The following is a 20,465-nucleotide window of genomic DNA, read 5'->3' on the forward strand; positions in this document are numbered from 1 at the left end:
TTTTATGGCACTTTTATTTGAATTTCATCGCGCCGTGCCACAGTGATCTCCGACTTATTCCGGCATTTTGTGGAGGTACGGATGACGACCGGGGACCTGATCTCCCCACGGGAGCTCAGCTTCGGCCGTACGGTGGAACGCCGCCTGGTCCACAGGGCCTCCGTCGCGGAGGTCTTCGTAACCGACCTGGTCCCGGCGGGGGAGTCCCGCTTCCTGGCCGCGGCACAGCTTCCGCTCAGTCACGGCTACTACAGCGACCATCTGTCGCGACCGGCCCACTTCGACCCGCTGCTCATCCTTGAGGCGGGCAGGCAGGCCGGCATCGCGGGCGCCCACCTTCTCGGGCTCCCCCCGGACACCACGATGATGGTCAACACCTTCTCGCTGGACCTGCCGGACCCGTCCGCGCTGCGGACCGGGCGCAGGCCGGGTGAGCTGCGGATCGACAACCACTTCGAGACCATCCGCGTCAGGGCGGGCAAGGTGCGCAAGGGCGCCGTCCGCCAGGACCTCTCCATCGGCGACGTCCCGATCGGCACGCACACCATGGAAGTGCAGATCGTCACGCACACCGAGCACGAGGCGCTGCGCAACGTGCTGCGCGGCACCCCCGCCCCCCTGACCGGGGACCTGGAGGACGTGCCCGCCCCCGACCAGGCCGAGCCGTACACGGTCGGCAGGGTCAGCCCGATGAACGTGGTGATCTCGCAGGTCGAGCGGGGTCCCTCGGCGGTGAGCGCCAGGGTGACGCCGAGGTACGGCAACCGCGCGATCTTCGACCACGACTACGACCACCTGCCCGCCATGACCCTGACCGAGGCGGCCCGTCAGCTCGCCCTCGTCGTGATGGGCGACGTCACCGCCTGGCCGGCCACGGTCTCCGGATCCTTCGGGCGGTTCGCGGAGCTCGACCAGCCGGTGCTGGCCGCGGCGACCCGTACGGACTCGGGTGACGGCACCGCAACGGTGAACGTCGCCTTCATTCAGGAGGCGATCACGATCGCCGAATCGACCATGGTGATGGTGCCCCGATGACCCAACCCGTCCTGGCCGTGTGGACCGACTTCGGCGGCGTGCTGACACCGCCCATCAGTCACACCCTGGCCGTCTTCTGCGAGAGGCAGGGCATCCGTCAGGAGCCGCTGATCGACGCGATCCTCAAGGTCACCGCGTCGTACGGCACGGACGACGTGATGCTGCCCATCGACACCCCGCTGGTCACCGAGCAGGAGTGGCTCGCCCAGATCGGGGAGCTGCTGCGCGCCGACCACGGCATCGACCTGCACATGACGACCCTCGCCGACGCCTGGTTCGACGGCAGGGAGCTGAACAAGGAGTGGGCCGACCGGCTGCGGGAGGTCAGGGCCGAGGGACTGTTCGTCGGGCTGCTGTCCAACATGGTCCCGGCCTGGGACGCGCACTGGCGCCGCATGCTCAGCCCCGATGGCCTCTTCGACGACGTCGTCCTGTCCTTCGAGGTGGGCCACCGCAAGCCGGCCAGGGAGATCTTCGACCTGGCGGTCGAGCGCTCCGGCATCCCCGCCGCGCAGTCCCTGTTCGTCGACGACCTCGCCAAGAACTGCGAGGGAGCCGAGGCGGCCGGGTGGCGCGCCATCCACTTCACCGACGCGCAAACCGCAATCAAGGCTCTGAACGAGCAGTTGGGAGTGTGAGCTCAAATGAGCCGTTCCGTACTGGTCACGGGTGGCAACCGGGGCATCGGCCTGGCCATCGCGCGGGCCTTCGAGGAGGCCGGTGACAAGGTCGCCGTCACCTACCGCTCGGGAGAGCCGCCGGAGGGACTGTTCGGCGTGCGGTGCGACGTGACCGACAGCGCGTCGGTCGAGGCGGCCTTCGAGGAGGTCAAGGCCCAGCAGGGCGCCGTCCAGGTCCTGGTCGCCAACGCCGGGACCACCCGCGACAACCTGTTCATGGCCATGTCGGAGAAGGACTTCGCCGACGTCATCGACACCAACCTGATGGGCGCCGTCCGCGCCGCCCGGTGCGCGGTGACCGACATGGTCAAGGCCCGGTGGGGACGGATCATCCTCGTCGGCTCGACCACCGCCTTCTGGGGCTCGCCGGGAGTGACCAACTACTCGGCCTCCAAGGCGGCCATGGCGGGCTTCGCCCGCTCCCTGGCCTGGGAACTCGGTCCCAGGAAGATCACCGTGAACGTGGTGATGCCCGGTCTCGTCGAGACCGACATGGTGGCGGGGCTCTCCGAGCAGCACCGCGCGTACCTGCACAGCATCACGGCGCTGCGCCGCTCGGGCAGGCCCGAGGAGGTCGCCCCCGCGGTGCGGTTCCTGGCCAGCGACGAGGCCAGCTTCATCACCGGCGCCCTGCTGCCCGTCAGTGGCGGCTCCGGGCTCGGTTACTGACTCCCCACATGCACCTCGCACATCTGAGAAAGGCGGATCATGCCGGACGAGGTTGAGAAGATGCTGGCCCCTCTGGCGGAGGCGCCACCGACCGCAACCGAGGAGATCATCGAGATCGCCATCGGCATCGCCAAGGTGTTCGGTGAACTCGACGAGGAGGCGGCTCACCGTTACATCGCCCCCGACTTCATCGACCACGAGGCCTCGCCGGGCGTCGCGGGCGGCCCCGAGGGCTACCTGTCGACGGCCCGCTACATGCGCAACGCGTTCTCCGAGGCGACCTGGCAGGTCGACGACTTCATCTCCGAGGGCGACAAGTTCGCCTGCCGGGTGACCTTCAGCGGCAAGCACACCGGCGACTTCCTTGGCGTGGCGCCGACCGGCGCCGAGGTCAAGGTCCAGCACCTGCACTTCTACCGGATCGCCGACGGTAAGGCGGCCGAGCACTGGGGAGCCCGTGACGAGCTCACCCTGCTGCGTCAGATCGGACAGTTCACCCCCGAGTACGCCACCCCCGCGGACGCGGGCGCGGCGATCGGCCGTCAGGAGGTCTCGTCATGAAACTGCCGGGCAAGATGTTGACGCGCGCCGCCGTCGGTGTGGGCGCGCTCCTGCTGGCGATGGGCGGCCTGGTGCCCGGCGCCCAGGCGCAGAGCGCCGCGCAGAAGACCTTCCCGAACCTGCCCTCGCCCGCCGACTGGTCGATGGGCGGCCACGACAACTTCAACTCGAAGTCCAACCCCTTCGAGCGCAGGATCGGCACCTCGAACGCCGACAAGCTCGCCGTCAAGTGGACCTACACCGCGCACGGTGACACCTCGGCCATCCCGGCCGTGGTGGACGGCGCGGTCTACATCCCCGACTGGGGCGGCTACTTCTCCAAGCTCGACGCCAAGACCGGCGCGGTCATCTGGTCGCGCAAGGTCTCGGACTGGAACGGCATCGCCGGCGGCATCGTCAGGGCCAGCCCGACGGTGGTCGGCGGACGCATCTACGTCGGCGACCAGAACGGCCCGCAGGGCGGCCAGGGCGCGCACCTGCTCGCCGTCGACGCCACCACCGGCGACCTGATCTGGAAGACCACGCTCGACGAGCACTTCGCGGCCGTCCTCACCGGTTCGCCCACGCTCTACAACGGCGTCCTCTACCAGGGCGTCTCCTCCAAGGAGGCGGCCGTCGCGGGCCTGCCCGGCTACAAGTGCTGCACCTTCCGCGGCAGCGTGAACGCGGTCGACGCCAAGACCGGCAAGGTGCTGTGGAAGAAGTACACCGTCCCCGACAACGGCGGACAGCCCGGCGGCTTCAGCGGCGGTGGCGTGTGGAGCACCAGCCCCATGATCAACCCGACCAACCACACGGTCGTCGTCGGCACCGGGCAGAACCTCTCGGTCCCCAAGAGCGTGAGCGACTGCCAGAGCTCGGGCAAGCCCGCCTCCGAGTGCCAGCCGCCGGACAACCACATCGACCAGCTGCTCGCCCTCGACCTGCGCACCGGCGACATCAAGTGGCAGGCCGGCGACATCGTGTTCGACGCCTGGACGGTGGCCTGCGAGCCCAACTTCCCGCCGGAGAACTGCCCGCCCAACCACGGCGGTGACTACGACTTCGCCGAGGGCGGCCACCTGCTGACCATCCCCGGCCGGTTCGGCCTGCCGCGCATGGTCATCGGCGCCGGGCAGAAGAGCGGCGCCTACTGGCTGCTCGACGCCCGCACCGGCAAGACCATCTGGAAGACCCAGGTCGGCCCCGGCGGCGTGCACGGCGGCATCGAGTGGGGCAGCGCCACCGACGGCAAGCGCTTCTACGTCAGCAACGCCAACACCAGCCACGTCGCCTACACCCTGCCCAACGGGCAGACCACGACCAACGGCATCTTCGCCGCGCTCGACGCCCGCACCGGCAAGATCCTCTGGCAGATCGCCGACCCGTCGAACGCCGAGACCATGGGCGCGGTCACGACCGCCAACGGGGTCATGTACGCCGGCTCGATGAGCGGCCACATGTACGCCATCAACGGCGCCACCGGCGAGATCCTCTGGGACTACCTCGGTGAGGGTTCCTCCAACGCCGGGCCCGCCATCGTCGGCGGCACGGTCTTCTGGGGCAACGGTTACAACAACCGCTTCATCCAGGGCAAGGGCAGCACCACCTTCTACGCCTTCTCCGTGAACGGCCGCTGACACGGCTGAACCTCGGACAAGCGGCGCCGGGTCCTCATCCCCACCCGGCGCCGCTTTCCGCGTGCCGCGTCAGGAGCGTCTCCGGACGTGAAACGGGCCGGGCCACCTTCTCCAAGGTGGCCCGGCCCGTTCGCGTGCTCGGGAAGGTCAGAGCGGCGGCTGCCGTACGAGGTGGCGCAGCTCCTCGTGCAGCGGCTGCAGTGCCTCGGGCGGCAGGTCGCCCGCCTGGAAGAAGGCGATGCTGGTGGCCAGGCCGCCGAACCGCTCCCAGATCTTGGCCGCAGCCTCCTTGGGCTCGCCCACGATCGCGAACGTCTCCAGGATGTGGTCGTCGATCGCGTCGACCATCTCCGCCGCGCGGCCCGCGCCCGCCAGGCGGTACAGCTCGTCCTTCAGGCCGCCGAGCCCCTCCAGTTCCAGGACCGGGGCGTAGCTGGGGATGGAGGCGTAGTAGGCGATGGACTCCTTGGCCTGCCGTACGGCCGCGCTCAGCTCCTCCTCGGTGTTGCCGGTGGCCACGATCGGCGTCGCGTGCAGCTCGAAGCCGTCCATCGACTTGCCCGCGCCCTCCCGGGCCTCACGCAGCGCCGGGATCGTCACGTCCTCAAGCAGCCGCCGGGTGGAGATGATGTGGGCCAGGAAGCCGTCGGCCAGCTCGCCCGCGAGCTGCGTCATCATCGGGCCGACGCCGGCCACGAGGATGGGCGGCTCGCCGTAGGGGTTGGGACCCGGGTTGAAGAAGGGGCTCATCACCGTGTGGCGGTAGAACTCGCCGCGGAACCTGATCCTGCCGTCGGTGGCGAAGCACTTCCAGATGGCGCGCAGCGCCAGGATGTACTCCCGCATGCGGGGCGCGGGCTTCGACCACGGCATGCTGAACCGCTTGGTGATGTGCGTCTGGAGCTGGGAGCCGATACCGAGGGCGAAACGCCCCTTGGAGACCAGCTGCAGGTCGTTGGCGAGCATCGCGGTGGTCATCGGGTTCCTGGCGAACACGACGGCCAGGCCGGTGCGGACGGCGACCCGTTCGGTCTTCAGCGCCGCGGCGGTCAGCCCGACGAACGGGTCGTGCTGCGTCTCGGACATCCACACCGAGTCGTACCCGAGTTCCTCGGCCCGTGCCGCCCTGTCCCCGTATGCGTCCGGTGGCACGGTGATTCCGTGAAAGTCAATCTTCACAGGTGCTGTCCCCTCGTAAAAGGCATATGCCACGATCAGACCACCGACCGTGCCGCCCGGCCATGCCTCCTAAGGAATAGGCGGATACCACCTAGGGGGAAGAAGCCTTCCTATGGCCCCCGATGAATGGACAGAATTTACAGATCTGAATCCCATAGGAAGGGTAAACGGATATGACGGCGGTCGAAGAACGAAAGGTCGAGACCGCGACGCGATCCATGCGCGCGTACGCCGAGGAACTCGCCAGGATCCAGGAGAGCGTCCGGGTCGGCCCGGGGGACGAGGCGACCAGGCGGCAGCACGCCCGGGGCAAGATGACGGTCAGGGAGCGCCTGGGGCTGCTCCTGGACGACGGCTCCTTCACCGAGGTCGAGGGTCTGCGCAGGCATCGGGCGAGCGGCTTCGGCATGGAGGCCAAGCGGCCGTACGGCGACGGCGTGGTCACCGGGTGGGGGACCATCGAGGGCCGGACCGTGTTCGTCTACGCGCACGACTTCCGTATCTTCGGCGGGTCGCTCGGCGAGGCCCACGCCCAGAAGATCCACAAGATCATGGACATGGCCTACGCCGCGGGCGCCCCGCTGATCGGGCTCAACGACGGCGCGGGGGCCCGCATCCAGGAGGGGGTCACGGGCCTGGCGGGCTACGGGGGGATCTTCCAGCGCAGTGTCCGCGCCTCGGGCGTGATCCCGCAGATCAGCGTGATCATGGGGCCGTGCGCGGGCGGGGCCACCTACTCCCCGGCGCTCACCGACTTCGTCTTCATGGTCCGCGACACCGCCCAGATGTTCATCACCGGCCCCGACGTCGTCGAGGCGGTCACCGGGGAGAAGGTCACCCACGAGGAACTGGGCGGCGCGGGGGTCCACGGCACGATGACCGGGGTCGCCACCTTCGTCAGCGACGACGAGATCTCCTGCCTGGAGGACGTGCGTCACCTGGTCTCGATGCTGCCGGCGAACAACCAGGAGTTCCCGCCGGAGGCCCTGGCGGACGACCCCGAGGAGCGGCTGTGCGAGGCGCTGCTGGACATCGTCCCCGCCGACCCGAACCGCCCCTACGACATGCGCGACGTCATCGCCGAGGTGATCGACCACGGTGAGCTGGTCGAGATCCACGAGGGCTGGGCGGCGAACATCGTCTGCGGCCTCGGCCGCATCGGAGGTCACGTCGTCGGCGTCGTCGCCAACCAGCCGATGTCGTTCGCGGGTGTGCTGGACATCTCCGCCTCGGAGAAGGCCGCCAGGTTCGTCCAGTTCTGCGATGCCTTCAACATCCCGATCGTGACCTTCGTCGACGTGCCCGGCTTCCTGCCCGGCACCGACCAGGAGCACGGCGGCGTCATCAGGCACGGCGCCAAGCTGCTCTACGCCTACTGCAACGCCACGGTCCCCCGCGTCCAGGTCATCGTGCGCAAGGCGTACGGCGGCGCCTACATCGTGATGGACTCCCGTTCCATCGGCGCCGACCTGTCCTTCGCCTGGCCGAGCAACGAGATCGCGGTCATGGGCGCGGACGGGGCGGCCAACGTGATCTTCCGCAAGGACATCGCCGCCGCGCCCGACCCCGCGGCCAGGCGCGCCGAGCGCATCGCCGAGTACCGCGAACAGCTCATGCACCCCTACTACGCGGTCGAGCGCGGCCTGGTCGACGACATCATCGACCCCCGCGAGACCCGGATGGTCCTGGCCAGGTCGCTGGCCATGCTCAGGGGCAAGAGCGCGACCCTGCCGCAGCGCAAGCACGGCAACCCCCCGATGTGATGGGCGCGGAGATGAGTTCGGAAGACCCGCTGCTGGTCATGCGCGGCAAGCCCTCAGAGGAGGAGCTCGCCGCCGTGGTCGTCGCGTTCCTGGTGTCCCGGCGGCAGGCGCGGGACGGTGGCCGTCCGCCCGCCAGGAGACCGTTCTGGGTGGCAGGCCCCGCCTACCGGGTGCCGTCGCGCCCGGTTTCCCCGCAGACGCAATCCCCACAGACAGTGCCGTCCCAGACAGTGCCGTCACAGACGGCGCGGAGAGGCTGAGCCAGTGCGCAAGGTTCTGATAGCCAACCGTGGGGAGGTCGCGGTCCGGGTCGCGCGGGCCTGCCGCGACGAGGGGATCGGCAGCGTGGCCGTCTACGCCGAGCCCGACCGGGACGCGCTCCACGTCGCGCTCGCCAACGAGGCGTTCGCGCTGGGCGGGGAGACCGCCGCGGAGAGCTACCTGGACATCGGAAAGGTGGTCGAGGCCGCCATCAGGTCGGGGGCGGACGCCGTACACCCCGGGTGGGGCTTCCTCGCGGAGAACTCCGCCTTCGCCCAGGCCGTGATCGACGCCGGACTGACCTGGATCGGGCCGCCGCCCAAGGTGATCGACGACCTCGGGGACAAGGTCTCGGCCCGCAGGATCGCCATGGCCGCCGGAGCCCCGCTCGCCCCCGGCACCGACGGGCCGGTCAGCGGCCCCGAGGAACTGGCCGAGTTCGCCGGGCGGTACGGCCTGCCGGTCGCCATCAAGGCCGCCTTCGGCGGTGGAGGCCGGGGCCTGAAGGTCGCCAGGACCCTTGAGGACATCCCGGAGCTTTACGAGTCGGCGGTGCGGGAGGCGGTCGCGGCCTTCGGCCGGGGCGAGTGCTTCGCCGAACGCTATCTCGACCGGCCCCGGCACGTGGAGACGCAGTGCCTGGCCGACACGCACGGCAACGTGGTGGTGGTCTCCACCCGTGACTGCTCGTTGCAGCGCAGGCACCAGAAGCTCGTCGAGGAGGCCCCGGCGCCGTTCCTCACCGAGGAGCAGAACCGTGTGCTGTACGAGGCGTCCAAGGCCATCCTGCGGGAGGCCGGCTACGTCGGGGCGGGCACCTGCGAGTTCCTGATCGGCAGTGACGGCATGATCTCCTTCCTTGAGGTCAACACCCGGCTGCAGGTCGAGCACCCGGTCAGCGAGGAGGTCACCGGCCTCGACCTGGTGCGTGAGCAGTTCCGCATCGCCAGGGGGGAGGCGCTCGGCTACGACGACCCGCCGGTGCGCGGGCACTCCATCGAGTTCCGCCTCAACGGGGAGGACCCGGGCCGCAACTTCCTGCCGAGCCCGGGAACCATCACCGGCTGGCGTCCCCCCTCGGGACCCGGCGTGCGCCTGGACTCGGGGGCGGAGAACGGGACGGTGCTCTGGCGGGCCTTCGACTCGCTGCTGGCCAAGCTCGTCGTCACCGGCGCCGACCGCGCCCAGGCGCTCGAACGGGCCCGCCGCGCGCTGGCCGAGTTCACGGTCGAGGGGCTGCCGACCACGCTGTCCTTCCACCGGGTCGTGGTCGAGGAACCGGCCTTCCAGGGCGAGGACGGGGCCTTCACGGTCCACACCCAGTGGATCGAGACGGAGTTCCGCGGCGGCATCGAGCCGTACCCGGAGATCCCCGCCGCCGCGACGCCGCACGCAAAGGGGGAGCCCGTCGTCGTCGAGGTGGACGGGCGCCGGGTCGAGATCGTGATCCCGACCGGGTTCGCCGTCCCCGCCGCCCATCCCGCGACCGCCCCCGCCACGGCCAGGCGCCCCCGCAGGCAGGCGGCGAAGGGCGGCGGTACGGCGGGCGGGGCGGACGCCGTGACCAGCCCGATGCAGGGCACGATCGTCAAGGTCGCGGTCGGCAACGGCGACCGGGTCGCGACCGGGGACCTCATCGTGGTGCTTGAGGCGATGAAGATGGAGCAGCCGCTCTTCGCCCACAAGGCGGGCACCGTCGCCCAGCTCGACATGGGGGTGGGGGACGCTGTCACCGGTGGGCACGTCCTGTGTCTCCTGCACGACTGAACGGTCCGATCAGGACGGGTGTATGCCGGTTCCGTCTCTCGCCGCGCCGCCACAGGTGCCGCCGTAGAGTGGGCGGGGCCCTTCGGCCCTCCCCTACGGAGAGGTCTGCATCCATGGAACGTGAACTGACGCTGATGGCCGTCCACGCGCACCCCGACGACGAGGTGCTCGGGACGGGTGGCGTCTTCGCCAGATACGCCGAGGAGGGCATCCGTACCGTCCTGGTCACCTGCACCAACGGTGAGCAGGGCGACGGGCCCGGCGGGGTGAAGCCCGGGGAGCCCGGGCACGACGAGGCGGCCGTCAGGGCGCGGCGGCTTGAGGAACTGAACGACTCGGTGGCCCACCTCGGGATCGAGCACGTCGAGTTGCTCGGCTACCGCGACTCGGGCATGGACGGCTGGGAGGGCAACCAGGCGAAGGACGCCTTCGCCAATGTGTCCTTCGAGGAGGCGGTCGGCAGGCTCGCCGCGTTGATGGAGCGCTACCGGCCGCAGGTCGTGGTCACCTATGACGAGAACGGCAACTACGGTCATCCCGACCACATCCAGGCCAACCGCATCGCCCTGGCCGCGGCCGAGGCGACCGGCATCCCGGACAAGCTCTACTACACCGCCGTGCCCAGGGAGCGGATCGCCGAGATGTTCGCCGCCCTGCGCGCGGCCGGTGCCGCCGAGATACAGGACCTGCCCGAGGACTTCGGCACCCCCGAGGAACTCATCACCACCGTCGTGGACGTCGCGCCGTACGTCGAACGCAAGCGCAAGGCCCTGCAGGCGCACGCGAGCCAGGGGGACAGCATCTTCCTGCTGCGCATGCCGGAGGAGGTCCAGCACAGGGCGCTGTCCTACGAGGCCTTCGTCCGTCACTTCAGCCGGGTGACCGCCGCCGCCGAGCGTGAGGACGACCTCTTCGACGGTCTCCGCGAGGCGTGAGCAGTTGACCTCAACATTGGTTGAGATTGCAGATTGGAGGTCCGCACCGGCGAGTGACTGAGTGAAGGAGTGTGCGATGAGGGTTGTGGCCGTCACCGAGTTCGGCGGGCCCGAGGTGCTCAAGGTGGTCGACCTGCCGACCCCGCAGGCCGGGCCCGGCCAGGTCAGGGTCAGGGTGAAGGCGGCGGGTGTGCAGCCGTTCGACGTGGCCGTACGGCAGGGCTGGCTGCCCGCCGGGGCCACGGCCGACCTGCCCAGGGTGCCCGGCAACGAGTTCTCCGGCGTCGTGGACCAGGTGGGACCGGGGGTCGACGGGGTGGCCGTCGGCGACGAGGTGCTGGGGTTCAGCCTGCTGAACTGCTACGCCGAGTACGTCGTCGTCCCCGCAGAGAACGTCACGGCGAAGCCGGAGAACATGCCCTGGGAGGTGGCGGGCGGCTTCACCGCCGGGACGCAGACCGCCTACATCGCCCTCAGGCAGCTCGGGGTCGGGCAGGGGGACACCGTCCTGGTCCACGCCGCGGCGGGCGCGGTCGGCACCGCCGCGGTACAGCTCGCCAGGCTGTGGGGCGCCACGACGGTGATCGGCACCGCGCGGCAGGAGAACCACGACTACCTGCGCGCCCTCGGCGCCGTCCCGGTCGTCTACGGTGAGGGCCTGCTCGACCGGGTGCGCGAACTGGCCCCCGGCGGGGTCGACCTCGTCCTGGACGGCGCGGGCGGCGACGCCCTCGACGTCTCACTGAGCCTGGTGCCGGGGGAGCGGATCATCACGCTGGTCGAGCACGACAAGGCGGAGAGCCTCGGCGTCCAGCTGACCAAGGGGGTGCGCCTGGCCTCCAGGCTCGCCGAGCTCGCCGAGCTGTACGCCAAGGGGGAGCTGACCTTCCCGGTGCGCGTGACCTACCCGCTGGACCGGGCGGCGGACGCCCACCGCGAGGTCGAGGGACGCCACGGTCAGGGCAAGGTCGTCCTGGTGACAGGGTGAATACCCGCGCGATGTAGCCGCACGGAAGGTGTTTTTAGTAAGGTTTCTTGTTAATAACGTGCTATCCGTCGGCCGTTGGACATGTCCTGCCTCCATCCCCCCATTCAGGAGGAGTCCACGTGCATCTGCGAAACAAGGCGGTGGCCGGTGCCGCCGCGCTCACTTTGGGAACCGTGCTCGCGCTGGTCCCGGCGACCGCGGCCGACGCCCACGGCAGCATGTCGAACCCACCGAGCCGCGTCTACCTCTGCAAGAACGAGGGGCCGGAGACACCCAAGTCCGAGGCCTGCAAGGCGGCTGTCGCGGCCGGTGGGACCCAGGCCATCTACGACTGGAACGAGGTCTCCCTGCTGGAGGCCGGCGGTAACCACCGCGCGCTCATCCCGGACGGCAAACTCTGCAGCGCGGGCCGCGAGAAGTATCGCGGCCTCGACCTCCCCAGGGCCGACTGGCCCGCGACGCAGGTCTCACCGGGGCCGCTGGAGATCACCTACCACGCCACGGCCCCCCACGGCGGGAGCAACTTCGAGTTCTACATCACCAAGCAGAGCTGGGACCCCACCAAGCCGCTGAAGTGGTCGGACCTGGAGCCCCTCAAGACGTTCAACAACCAGAACCCTGTCACGTTCACCAAGTGGACGCTCAACCTCCCGCAGCGTACGGGCCGCCAGCTCATCTACTCGATCTGGCAGCGCGTCCTGTACAGCAACGAGGCCTTCTACACCTGCTCCGACGTGGACTTCGGTGGTGGGACCAACCCCTCACCCACCCCGACCGTGACGCCCACGGTCACCCCCACCGTGACGCCGACGGTGACTCCCACTGTGACGCCGACGGTGACGCCGACCGTCACCCCCACGGTGACGCCGACGAAGCAGGAGGGCGCCTGGACCTCGGGCACCTCCTACACCGCGGGCGCGACCGTGACCTACAACGGTTCGACCTACCGTTGCCTGCAGTCGCACACCGCGCTGCCCGGCTGGGAGCCGCCGAACGTCCCCTCTCTGTGGCAGCGGGTCTGACCTCGTCGGACCGGGCCTGACCCTGCCGGGTGGGGCGGTCTCGCCGCCCCGCCCGGGCACCCCCCCAACAGGAGTTCCCCATGTTGAAACGCGTCGTCCCGCTCGTGCTGAGCGCCGTTCTCCTCGCGGGCTGCGGCTCACGCAGCCTCCAGGAACTGCAGGGCGGTGGCCAGCTGACGGTCGGGGCCGCCGCCAGCGCGGCACCCGGGCTCGTCGCGGGCCCTGACTTCAACCCGGCCGATGTGATGTTCCTGCAGATGATGCTGCCGCACGACGCCCAGGGGGCGAAGCTGGCGAAGCTCGCCGCAGGCCGGAACATCAGCGAGAACGCCAAGGTCCTGGCCGCGGCGATCGCCACCACCCAGGACGCGGAGGTGACGATGATGACCGGCTGGCTGAAGGGCTGGAAGCGTCCCACGGCCGCTCCGGCGGGCGCGCACTCCGGTCACGGAGGCCATGGGCTGAGCGACGCCCAGATCCGGATGATCTCGAAGTCCCCGGACTCCGAGTTCGAGAAGCGGTTCCTCAACGCGCTGATCTCCCAGCAGGACGACGCCATCCAGATGGCCAAGGTGGAGAAGATGGCCGGTCAGAACGCCGAGACCAAGGCGCTGGCGGACCGGATCGAAGCCTCGCGTACCGCGCAGATCGACCAGATGAAGGCGATCGTCGGCACGTGACCGGCGGGTGACCGCGTTGTCCGTCGGCAGATGATCGGGTTGTCGGCGGACCTTCGCTGTGCCATATTTCCTACTAAATCTACTGGAATTTGGGGGAAGTGTGCGCAGACTGCTGGGAGTCGTGACCGGGCTGATCCTGGCCGGGACCCTCACCGCGTGCGGCGGATCACAGACGACCACGTCCGCGGCCTCGACCGGCGGAGGATCGTCGCCGAAGGCCGACGCGCCGCTCAAGGTCGGCGTGAACCCCGTGCCCCACGGTCAGATCCTGAAGTTCGTCAAGGACACCCTCGCCGCCAAGGCCGGGCTGAACCTGGAGATCGTCGAGTTCACCGACTACGTGCAGCCGAACGTCCAACTCGACGAGGGACGGCTCGACGCCAACTACTTCCAGCACGTCCCCTACCTTGAGGAGTTCTCCAAGGGCAAGGGCGTCACCCTGAGCTGGGTCGCCCCGGTCCACATCGAGCCGCTCGGGCTGTACTCCAAGAAGATCGACGACATCGCCAAGCTGGCCAAGGGGGCCCAGGTCGCGCTGCCCAACGACGCGAGCAACCTGGGCCGCTCGCTCAAACTCCTCGCCGACAACGGGGTGATCACCCTCAAGGAGGGCGTGGGCGTCAAGGCCACCGAACGCGACGTGGCGGCGAACCCCAAGGAGCTGCGGTTCAGGCCGCTTGAGGCCGCCCAGCTGCCCCGCTCGCTCCAGGACGTGGACGCCGCGGTCGTCAACGGCAACTACGCCCTCGAAGCCGGGCTCCAGCCCGCGACCGACTCGCTGATCCTGGAGAAGGGCGAGGGCAACCCCTACGCCAACGGCCTGGTCACCGTCCCCGCCAAGGTCGGCGACCCCCGCGTCAGGAAGCTCGCCGAACTGCTCCAGGGCCCCGAGGTGAAGAAGTACATCCAGGACACCTACAAGGGCGCCGTCCTGCCGGCCGTACCGTAACGCTCACCTCCCCGGGTACGGCCGCACGACGCGGGGACGTTTGAGATCCGTACGGGGGATAGGGGATGGGGCGTTGGTTCAAAGGAGGGAACCCCCATGACCATCGCAGGTGGCATCATCCTCATCATGCTCGGCGCCATCCTCACCTGGGCGGTCGAGTTCGACATCGCGGGGCTCGACATCAACGTCGTCGGGGCCGTCCTGATGATCGGCGGCCTCGTGTGGCTGCTGTTCGCGATCTACCGGGTCAGGATCGCCCGCAGGGCGGTCGCGCCGACCACCACCGTGGTCGAGGAGGACCCGGTGACCCACCGTCGCGTCTACCAGGAGCGTCCCTACGACGACCCGCCGGTCGTGTGACGGCGCTTCCACGCCCCCGTCAGGTCATGGCGGGGGCGCTCGAATGTCTTTCTCAAGGAGAGGGTGAACGATGAGCAGGATCGTTTCCCGAGGGGCGGGCGTCGTGAGCGGAATGCTCGGCGGCGCCGTCGCGGGGGTCGTGTTCAAGCAGGTCTGGAAGCTCCTCGCGGGCACGGATGAGGCGCCCCAGGCGACCTCGGACGAGTACGGCTGGGGCGAGGTCCTGGCCGCGGCGGCCATCCAGGGGGCCATCTTCGGTGTGGTCAAGGCCGCCATCGACCGCTCGGCGACCAGGAGCGTGCACCGGGCCATCGGCGGATAGCCGTACGGCCTTCCCTTTCGTTTCCTGTCGCGTCGCGTGTTGAGTAGTTTGAGGAACGACAGGGAAGAGGTGGCGTGGTGTCGCGGCAGCCGTACACGGTTGAGCAGGTGGCCGACCTGCTCGGTCTGCACGTCAAGACGGTGCGTGGCTACGTGCGGGACGGCCGGCTGAGGGCGACGCGCATCGGCAGGCGGTACCGCGTCGCGCGGGAGGACCTTGAGGCGTTCACCGGGCAGCCGGTCGAGCCGCCGGCCGCTGAGACCGCCGGGACCGCCACGCGCTCCCGCCGCGTCGAGGTGTCCTGTGTCGTACAGGTCGACGCGATCGGCGTCGAGGAGACGATGCGGCTGAGCAACACCCTCATCGCCCTGGCCACCGGGGGCACCCACGACGACGGGCGGCTGCGCGTCGAAACGATCTACGACGAGGAACGGGCCAGCCTGAAGATCATCATTCTGGGCGGGGCGGAGAGCGGCGCCGAGATCCTCAGGGTGATCACCACGCTGGCGGGGGAGCGGGCGTGACCGTGGGTCACTCCTCGTCGGCGGGCAGGGCGAACAGCCTGACGAACATGGGGCGCGCGTCCGGCGGGGCGTCCTCGGCCGGGCGGTTGTACTTCATCAGCAGCGCGATGTAGGCCTCGAAGAACTCCTCGAACTCCTCCAGAGTCATCCGCCCGAGGCCGCGTGAGAGCTTGGCCCACCGGGGGTCGCGCAGGTAGGCGGCGGGGAAGCGCTCGAACAGCTCGCGGTCCTCCGCGAGGTTGGCCCGGTGGAACTCGTTCAGCACGAGCCGGTCCTCCGGGGCGAGCTCCCCGGGCGACGGCAGCCGGATGTCCCTGAGCGCCTGGGTCCTGCGCCACCAGCGCTCCCTGCCGGTCGAGCGTTCCGGGATCTCCTCGATGAACCCCGCCTTCTCCAGTTGGCGCAGGTGGTAGCTGGTCGTGCCGGTCTTGGCGTCGAGCAGCTCGCCGAGCGTGGTCGAGGTCGCGGGGCCGTGCACGCTGAGGTGACGCAGCATGAGTCGCCGCATGGGGTGGGCCAGGGCCTTGAGCCTCACCGGGTCGAGCATCGGCGGCTTCTCATCCTTCATGATGATCAGTCTACTCCCGCAGAAGGAAATCTGCAGAGAACTCTTTGCAGAGACTTCTCTGCAAAGTATGTTCGGCATATGCGAAGAATCCTCCTGACGGCGGCGGTCCTCAGCCTGCTCGCCGTCCCCGCGACCGCCCCCGTGGCGACGGCCGCGTCCCCGCCCGCCGTACCCTCCGACCTGACATCCGTCGAGGTGAGCTTCCGTGGCGCCGGGGGACTCGCCATGCACGGCACGATCATCACCAAACCCACCGAGACCGACAGGACCAACGACAAGACCACCGATGAGCCCGCCGCGGGGGCTGGGCTCACCGGTGGTACGGCGGGAGCCGGACGCCCCGGCGTCGTCCTGGTGCACGGCGCGGGCACGGGGACGCCGCGCACGAAGCTGCTGGGAGAGGCCGTCGAGTTCGCCCGCCGGGGCATGGCCGTGCTGATCTACGACAAGCGGTCGACGGGCTACTCGCTCGTCCACCGGTCCTATCCGCAGCTCGCCGATGACGCGCTCGGCGCCGTGGCGACGTTGCGCTCCCAGCCGGGCGTCGATCCGGCGAAGGTCGGCATCTGGGGGCTCAGCGAGGGCGGCTGGGTCGCCCCGATCGCCGCCTCCCGGTCCAAGGACATCGCCTTCGTCGTGCTCGTCGGCGCCAACGGGCTGCCACCGTTGCGGCAGCAGACCTGGGCCGTGGCCGCCGGACTGCGCAAGGCCGGGGTCACGGGCTCACTGATCGACCGGGCCGAGCTGAACCTCTACCGGACGATCGCCGACGGCGGCATGTTCCCCGAGCCCTACTACGACCCCGCGCCGACCCTGGCCGTGGTCCGCCAGCCGGTGCTCGCCATCTGGGGCACCCATGACCTGCTGACCCCACCGCAGGAGAGCCCGCCGGTGTTCTCCCGGGCGCTCGGGGAGGGCGGCAACCGGTACTACACGGCCCGGTTCTTCCCCGACGCCGACCACGCCGCCCACCTGACCCCCGACGGGGGCGTCACCCGGCTGCCCGAGCTCGCCCCCGGCTACGCCGACCTGGTCGGCTCCTGGGTCGGGGAGGTCACGGCGGGCAGGCCACCTGCGACGAACTCCTCGGGCCCGGCCCCCGTCCAGGCCTCGCTGACCGTGCCGGTCGACCCTCCCGCCTGGTGGGAGTCGGCACCCGCGCAGCTCGTGGCGCTGGCGCTGTTCCTGGTCGCCTTCGTCTCCTACCCGGTGGCCGCGCTGGTACGGCGCCTGCGCGGCCGGTCGAGGGCCCCGGTGACCAGGGCGGTGTGGCTGCTCAGCGCGGGCGGTCTCGTCTCGGTCATCGGCTCGTTCTGCTACCTGGTCTATCTGATGATGACCGGCGGGAAACTGGCCGCCCCCGGCCCCGTACTGCTCGGCCGCCCGCTGGTCTGGCTGGCGCTGCAGGCCGTCGCGGTCGTCTCGGTCGTCGCGACGGTCCGCCTCGCCGTGGCCTGGCGCCGTACCCGGGACTCCGTCGGCGGAGGGCAGCTCGGCCTGCTGCTGGCCGGCGGCGCGGTGTTCGTCCCGTGGGCCCTCTACTGGGGCCTGCTGCTGCCCTGACGGCCGGCACGGGCGGTCGGCCCTGACGGCTGGCCCTGACGGCCGGCACGGGCGGTACGGCTCAGCGCCTCGCCCGGTGCACGGCCGTCGCGGCGGCGGCCCCACCGGCCAGGGCGAGGGCGGCCAGCCCGCGATGCCGGGACAGCCAGGCCTGGACGCTGTGCGGACGGGCGCGCTTGTCGAAGACACCGTGGGCGCCGTAGTCCCGTTCCTCGTCCGCGGGCTCCCACAGGTTGGCCACGTCGGTGGGGAACAGCGACTCGGTCTGCTGGCTTCTCCGTCCGGTGCGGGCCAGGAAACGGTCTATCAGCCCGGGGGCCAGGCGCTCTCCGAGCAGGGTCATCGCCGTCGAGGCGCCGACCCAGTACTCCCGCCGCCGTGGGTGCTCGGCGGCGAAGACGAGCGCCTTGGCGGCGACCTCGGGCTGGTAGATCGGGGGAACGGGCTGCGGATGATGTCTGAGCCTGGACAACACCCAGGAGAACTGCGGGGTGTTCAGCGCGGGAAGCTGCACCATGGTGATCTGGACGCCGCTTCCCTCGCCCATCAGTTCGGTCCTGACCGACTCGGTGAACCCCTTGATCGCGTGCTTTGCCCCGCAGTAGGCGGACTGCAGGGGAATGCCCCGGTAGGCGAGGGCGGACCCGGCCTGGACGATCACCCCCCGGTTCCTGGGGCGCATCAGGTCGAGTGCCACCCGCGTCCCCCAGACGTAACCGAGGTAGGTGACCGCGGTCGTCCGCTCGTACTCCTCGGGCGTGATCTCGGTGAAGGGGGCGAAGACCGAGGAGAAGGCCACGTTGATCCAGACGTCGATCGGCCCCATCTCCTGCTCGACGCGCTCGGCGGCCTGCCTGACCTGCCGGTGGTCGGCGACGTCCGCCTCGTAGACCAGCCCGGTGCCTCCCGCGGCGCCCACGTCGGCCGCCGCGGAGCCCAGGCCGGCCGTCCCCCTGGCGATCAGCGCAACGGACGCGCCCCGCGCGCCGTACTCCTGGGCCACCGCCCTGCCGACCCCGCCACTCGCACCGGTCACGACCACGACCTTGTTCTTCACGGTGTCCTCCATGGTTGCCTCCTTCGCCGGTTCAGGCGCCTCCCGTACCCGAACGGCCACCGACCATGCCCTCGTCCTGGATCACCACACGTTTCGCGGGGGCTTTCCCGGGAACGCGAGGTTTTTCGGAGGAAAGGAGTTCGACGATGGAGGCTCCGCAGTACGTCGCAGCGCGTGTGCAACGCGCACTGGCCGAGGACGACAGGACCAACGAGCTCGGCATCCGGGTCGACGTCCGGGGCGGACAGCTCTTCCTGCGCGGGCAGGTCTCCGGCGACGAACGCCGAACGCTCATCGCCGACGTGGCCCACGAGGCGGCCCCGGAGCTGACGCTCCGCAACGAGATCACCGTCCTCGACGTCAGGGGCCCGGGGGAGGAGGAACGGCTGTGAGGCAACTGCGCATCGCGGCTGTGGGAGACGTCCACCTGGACGAAAGGCTCAGGGGGAGTTACCGCAAGCGCCTTGACGACGTTGAGCAACACGCGGACGTGCTGCTGCTCGCCGGTGACCTGACCCGGCACGGCACTCTGGAGGAGGCGGCCGTGGTCACCGACGAGTTCCGTGACCTGCCGGTCCCGGTGGTCGCCGTGCTCGGCAACCACGACCACCACTCCGACCGCCCCGCCGAGATCGCGGCCATGCTGTCCGACGCGGGGATCACGGTCCTGCACGACGACGCGACCGTGCTCGACATCGACGGCGTACGGCTGGGCGTCGCCGGTGGCAAGGGCTTCGGCGGAGGATACGCGGGCAAGTGCGCCAGCGACTTCGGAGAGCCCGAGATCAAGGCCTTCGTGGGACACACCAAGCGGATCGCGGAACGCTGGCGGGTGGCGCTCAAGGAACTGCAGGCCGACCGCAGGGTCGTGCTGTCCCACTACTCCCCGGTCAAGGACACCCTCGCCGGGGAACCCCTGGAGATCTACCCCTTCCTCGGCAGCTACCTGCTGGCCGAGGCCGTGGACGCCGAGGGCGCCGACCTGATCGTCCACGGGCACGCGCACGCGGGCACGGAGAAGGGTGTGACCCCCGGCGGCATCAGAGTGCGCAACGTCGCGCTGCCGGTGCTCGGCCGGGCCTACGGGGTCTACTGCCTGTAGGGCCCGAGAAGCGGCGGGCCGGACGAATCCGGCCCGCCAGGGCTTCCAGGCGCCTGCACGGCGTTCGGCGTGCGGCGTCGAAGATGGTGCGGGCGAGGCCCGCATCAGACGTTGAAGATGCTCACACCTCCGGGGCCGACGAGGAATCCGAGGACGATGAGCACGATCCCCCACAGGAGGTCGCGGCGGGCCAGGATCACATAGATCCCGGAGATGACGAGAACGACTGCGATGATCCAAAGCAAGGTAGCCATAACGGGCCCCTGCCCTCACGATTCATCACATAACATCCCTGGTCCTGTGAAGATCGATGATCGGCTGGAGAATCCAGAACCACGCGCTGGACAGCGCCACGGCGCCGCCGAACAGTACGGCGGGCCAGGCGTTGATCACGGTCTCGGCCACCAGGGCGACCGAACTGGTCATCGCGATCGCCAGCCCGACGGCCCCGGCGATGCCCAGCTTGTTGGCCCGGTGCAGCATCTTCTCCTTCAGCGGGGTGCGGAACAGCAGGCGGTGCTGCGCGGCGGGGGTGATGAACAGTACGGAGGCCAGCGCGGCGCTCAGCAGCGAGATGAAGAACAGCCAGCGCCCCTCGTCCTCAAGCTTGTGGAAACCGGCGGCGAACGGAAGCGTCAGCAGGAAGGCGAACAGGACCTGCACTCCGGTCACGGCGACCCTGAGGCCCTGAAGCAGCTCGCCCAGCTCCCGGTCCACCCGCTCCTTGCGCGTCTCGTCGGTCTCCGGTTCCTCGACGTGGTCTTGTCCGGGGTCGTTCATTCAGGACTCCTTGAGCGTGGAACCCCTATACGGACGATTCCCAGCCGGCCGCCGACCTCCTCGGCGGACGGCCGGCGGCGA

The 20,465-nt window shown here is 69.8% G+C and carries 24 protein-coding genes; 19 read left to right on the forward strand and 5 right to left on the reverse strand.

Translation table 11 applies throughout. The features are described 5' to 3' along the window. Positions 1-81 precede the first annotated feature (81 nt). From ACIBVQ_RS16045 to ACIBVQ_RS16065, 5 genes are read left to right on the forward strand one after another with little or no spacing between them, the layout of a single operon-like run. Positions 82-1,035: an AfsA-related hotdog domain-containing protein gene (locus ACIBVQ_RS16045; RefSeq protein WP_352010356.1), complete on the forward strand. Its 954-nt coding sequence runs from the start codon at positions 82-84 to the stop codon at positions 1,033-1,035. After that, on the forward strand, positions 1,032-1,673 hold the full coding sequence (locus ACIBVQ_RS16050; protein WP_352010357.1) for an HAD family phosphatase: 642 nt from the start codon (positions 1,032-1,034) through the stop codon (positions 1,671-1,673). The genes ACIBVQ_RS16045 and ACIBVQ_RS16050 overlap by 4 nt, the downstream gene beginning before the upstream one ends. Positions 1,674-1,679: 6 nt before the next feature. After that, positions 1,680-2,384: a 3-oxoacyl-ACP reductase FabG gene (fabG, locus tag ACIBVQ_RS16055; RefSeq protein ID WP_352010358.1), complete on the forward strand. Its 705-nt coding sequence runs from the start codon at positions 1,680-1,682 to the stop codon at positions 2,382-2,384. Between the two features lie 39 nt (positions 2,385-2,423). Then, entirely contained in the window at positions 2,424-2,945 is a 522-nt protein-coding gene (locus tag ACIBVQ_RS16060; protein WP_362909321.1) for an ester cyclase, read from the forward strand. Next, the gene (locus tag ACIBVQ_RS16065; RefSeq protein ID WP_352010360.1) at positions 2,942-4,564 is read left to right on the forward strand and encodes a PQQ-binding-like beta-propeller repeat protein; all 1,623 of its coding nucleotides are present in this window, start codon (positions 2,942-2,944) and stop codon (positions 4,562-4,564) included. The genes ACIBVQ_RS16060 and ACIBVQ_RS16065 overlap by 4 nt, the downstream gene beginning before the upstream one ends. 147 nt (positions 4,565-4,711) lie before the next feature. Here the strand turns inward: ACIBVQ_RS16065 and ACIBVQ_RS16070 are convergent, their stop codons facing one another. Then, the gene (locus tag ACIBVQ_RS16070; RefSeq protein ID WP_362909319.1) at positions 4,712-5,716 is read right to left on the reverse strand and encodes a TIGR03617 family F420-dependent LLM class oxidoreductase; all 1,005 of its coding nucleotides are present in this window, start codon (positions 5,714-5,716) and stop codon (positions 4,712-4,714) included. A 245-nt stretch (positions 5,717-5,961) separates the two neighbouring features. Here ACIBVQ_RS16070 and ACIBVQ_RS16075 point away from each other — a divergent pair, with 245 nt between their 5' ends. The 11 genes from ACIBVQ_RS16075 (at position 5,962) to ACIBVQ_RS16125 (ending at position 15,314) form a co-directional block, all read left to right on the forward strand. Then, the gene (locus ACIBVQ_RS16075) at positions 5,962-7,506 is read left to right on the forward strand and encodes an acyl-CoA carboxylase subunit beta (protein ID WP_386187661.1); all 1,545 of its coding nucleotides are present in this window, start codon (positions 5,962-5,964) and stop codon (positions 7,504-7,506) included. A gap of 11 nt (positions 7,507-7,517) precedes the next feature. Then, entirely contained in the window at positions 7,518-7,766 is a 249-nt protein-coding gene (locus tag ACIBVQ_RS16080) for an acyl-CoA carboxylase epsilon subunit (RefSeq protein ID WP_352010363.1), read from the forward strand. A gap of 4 nt (positions 7,767-7,770) precedes the next feature. Continuing rightward, on the forward strand, positions 7,771-9,534 hold the full coding sequence (locus ACIBVQ_RS16085; protein WP_399178156.1) for an acetyl/propionyl/methylcrotonyl-CoA carboxylase subunit alpha: 1,764 nt from the start codon (positions 7,771-7,773) through the stop codon (positions 9,532-9,534). A 113-nt stretch (positions 9,535-9,647) separates the two neighbouring features. Then, positions 9,648-10,469: a PIG-L family deacetylase gene (locus tag ACIBVQ_RS16090; protein ID WP_352010365.1), complete on the forward strand. Its 822-nt coding sequence runs from the start codon at positions 9,648-9,650 to the stop codon at positions 10,467-10,469. Between the two features lie 76 nt (positions 10,470-10,545). Next, positions 10,546-11,457 (forward strand): NADP-dependent oxidoreductase, encoded by a 912-nt coding sequence (locus tag ACIBVQ_RS16095; protein ID WP_399178158.1) that lies wholly within the window; start codon positions 10,546-10,548, stop codon positions 11,455-11,457. 119 nt (positions 11,458-11,576) lie between these two features. Beyond that, entirely contained in the window at positions 11,577-12,479 is a 903-nt protein-coding gene (locus tag ACIBVQ_RS16100; RefSeq protein WP_399178160.1) for a lytic polysaccharide monooxygenase, read from the forward strand. Positions 12,480-12,559: 80 nt separating this feature from the next. Next, a complete protein-coding gene (locus ACIBVQ_RS16105; RefSeq protein WP_352010368.1) occupies positions 12,560-13,159 on the forward strand; it encodes a DUF305 domain-containing protein in 600 nt (199 codons plus the stop codon). A 100-nt stretch (positions 13,160-13,259) separates the two neighbouring features. After that, positions 13,260-14,108 (forward strand): MetQ/NlpA family ABC transporter substrate-binding protein, encoded by an 849-nt coding sequence (locus ACIBVQ_RS16110; RefSeq protein ID WP_362909307.1) that lies wholly within the window; start codon positions 13,260-13,262, stop codon positions 14,106-14,108. Positions 14,109-14,204: 96 nt separating this feature from the next. Continuing rightward, a complete protein-coding gene (locus ACIBVQ_RS16115; RefSeq protein ID WP_352010370.1) occupies positions 14,205-14,468 on the forward strand; it encodes a DUF6458 family protein in 264 nt (87 codons plus the stop codon). A gap of 70 nt (positions 14,469-14,538) precedes the next feature. After that, complete coding sequence (locus tag ACIBVQ_RS16120; protein ID WP_352010371.1) at positions 14,539-14,790, forward strand: DUF4235 domain-containing protein; 252 nt, start codon at positions 14,539-14,541, stop codon at positions 14,788-14,790. Between the two features lie 77 nt (positions 14,791-14,867). After that, positions 14,868-15,314, forward strand: coding sequence for a helix-turn-helix domain-containing protein (locus ACIBVQ_RS16125; RefSeq protein ID WP_362773975.1), 447 nt, complete (start codon positions 14,868-14,870; stop codon positions 15,312-15,314). A 7-nt stretch (positions 15,315-15,321) separates the two neighbouring features. On the opposite strand, the gene ACIBVQ_RS16130 is transcribed toward ACIBVQ_RS16125, so the two are convergent. Continuing rightward, positions 15,322-15,882: an ArsR/SmtB family transcription factor gene (locus ACIBVQ_RS16130; protein ID WP_399178164.1), complete on the reverse strand. Its 561-nt coding sequence runs from the start codon at positions 15,880-15,882 to the stop codon at positions 15,322-15,324. Between the two features lie 78 nt (positions 15,883-15,960). Between ACIBVQ_RS16130 and ACIBVQ_RS16135 the strand changes: the two genes are divergently transcribed. After that, the gene (locus tag ACIBVQ_RS16135; protein WP_399178165.1) at positions 15,961-17,445 is read left to right on the forward strand and encodes an alpha/beta hydrolase family protein; all 1,485 of its coding nucleotides are present in this window, start codon (positions 15,961-15,963) and stop codon (positions 17,443-17,445) included. 61 nt (positions 17,446-17,506) lie between these two features. On the opposite strand, the gene ACIBVQ_RS16140 is transcribed toward ACIBVQ_RS16135, so the two are convergent. Next, positions 17,507-18,514 carry an SDR family oxidoreductase gene (locus tag ACIBVQ_RS16140; RefSeq protein ID WP_362909299.1) on the reverse strand — a complete coding sequence of 336 codons (1,008 nt, stop codon included), beginning with the start codon at positions 18,512-18,514 and terminating at the stop codon, positions 17,507-17,509. Between the two features lie 134 nt (positions 18,515-18,648). Between ACIBVQ_RS16140 and ACIBVQ_RS16145 the strand changes: the two genes are divergently transcribed. Further along, on the forward strand, positions 18,649-18,894 hold the full coding sequence (locus ACIBVQ_RS16145) for a BON domain-containing protein (RefSeq protein ID WP_352010376.1): 246 nt from the start codon (positions 18,649-18,651) through the stop codon (positions 18,892-18,894). Next, on the forward strand, positions 18,891-19,604 hold the full coding sequence (locus ACIBVQ_RS16150; RefSeq protein ID WP_352010377.1) for a metallophosphoesterase: 714 nt from the start codon (positions 18,891-18,893) through the stop codon (positions 19,602-19,604). The genes ACIBVQ_RS16145 and ACIBVQ_RS16150 overlap by 4 nt, the downstream gene beginning before the upstream one ends. Before the next feature lie 104 nt (positions 19,605-19,708). On the opposite strand, the gene ACIBVQ_RS16155 is transcribed toward ACIBVQ_RS16150, so the two are convergent. Both ACIBVQ_RS16155 and ACIBVQ_RS16160 read right to left on the reverse strand, forming a co-directional pair. After that, positions 19,709-19,858, reverse strand: a complete 150-nt coding sequence (locus ACIBVQ_RS16155) for a GPGG-motif small membrane protein (protein WP_184719841.1) — start codon at positions 19,856-19,858, stop codon at positions 19,709-19,711. Between the two features lie 25 nt (positions 19,859-19,883). After that, a complete protein-coding gene (locus ACIBVQ_RS16160; protein ID WP_352010378.1) occupies positions 19,884-20,384 on the reverse strand; it encodes a DUF6328 family protein in 501 nt (166 codons plus the stop codon). Positions 20,385-20,465: the final 81 nt, after the last annotated feature.

The sequence above is a fragment of the Streptosporangium sp. NPDC049376 genome (genome assembly GCF_044466505.1).
GTDB lineage: Bacteria > Actinomycetota > Actinomycetes > Streptosporangiales > Streptosporangiaceae > Streptosporangium.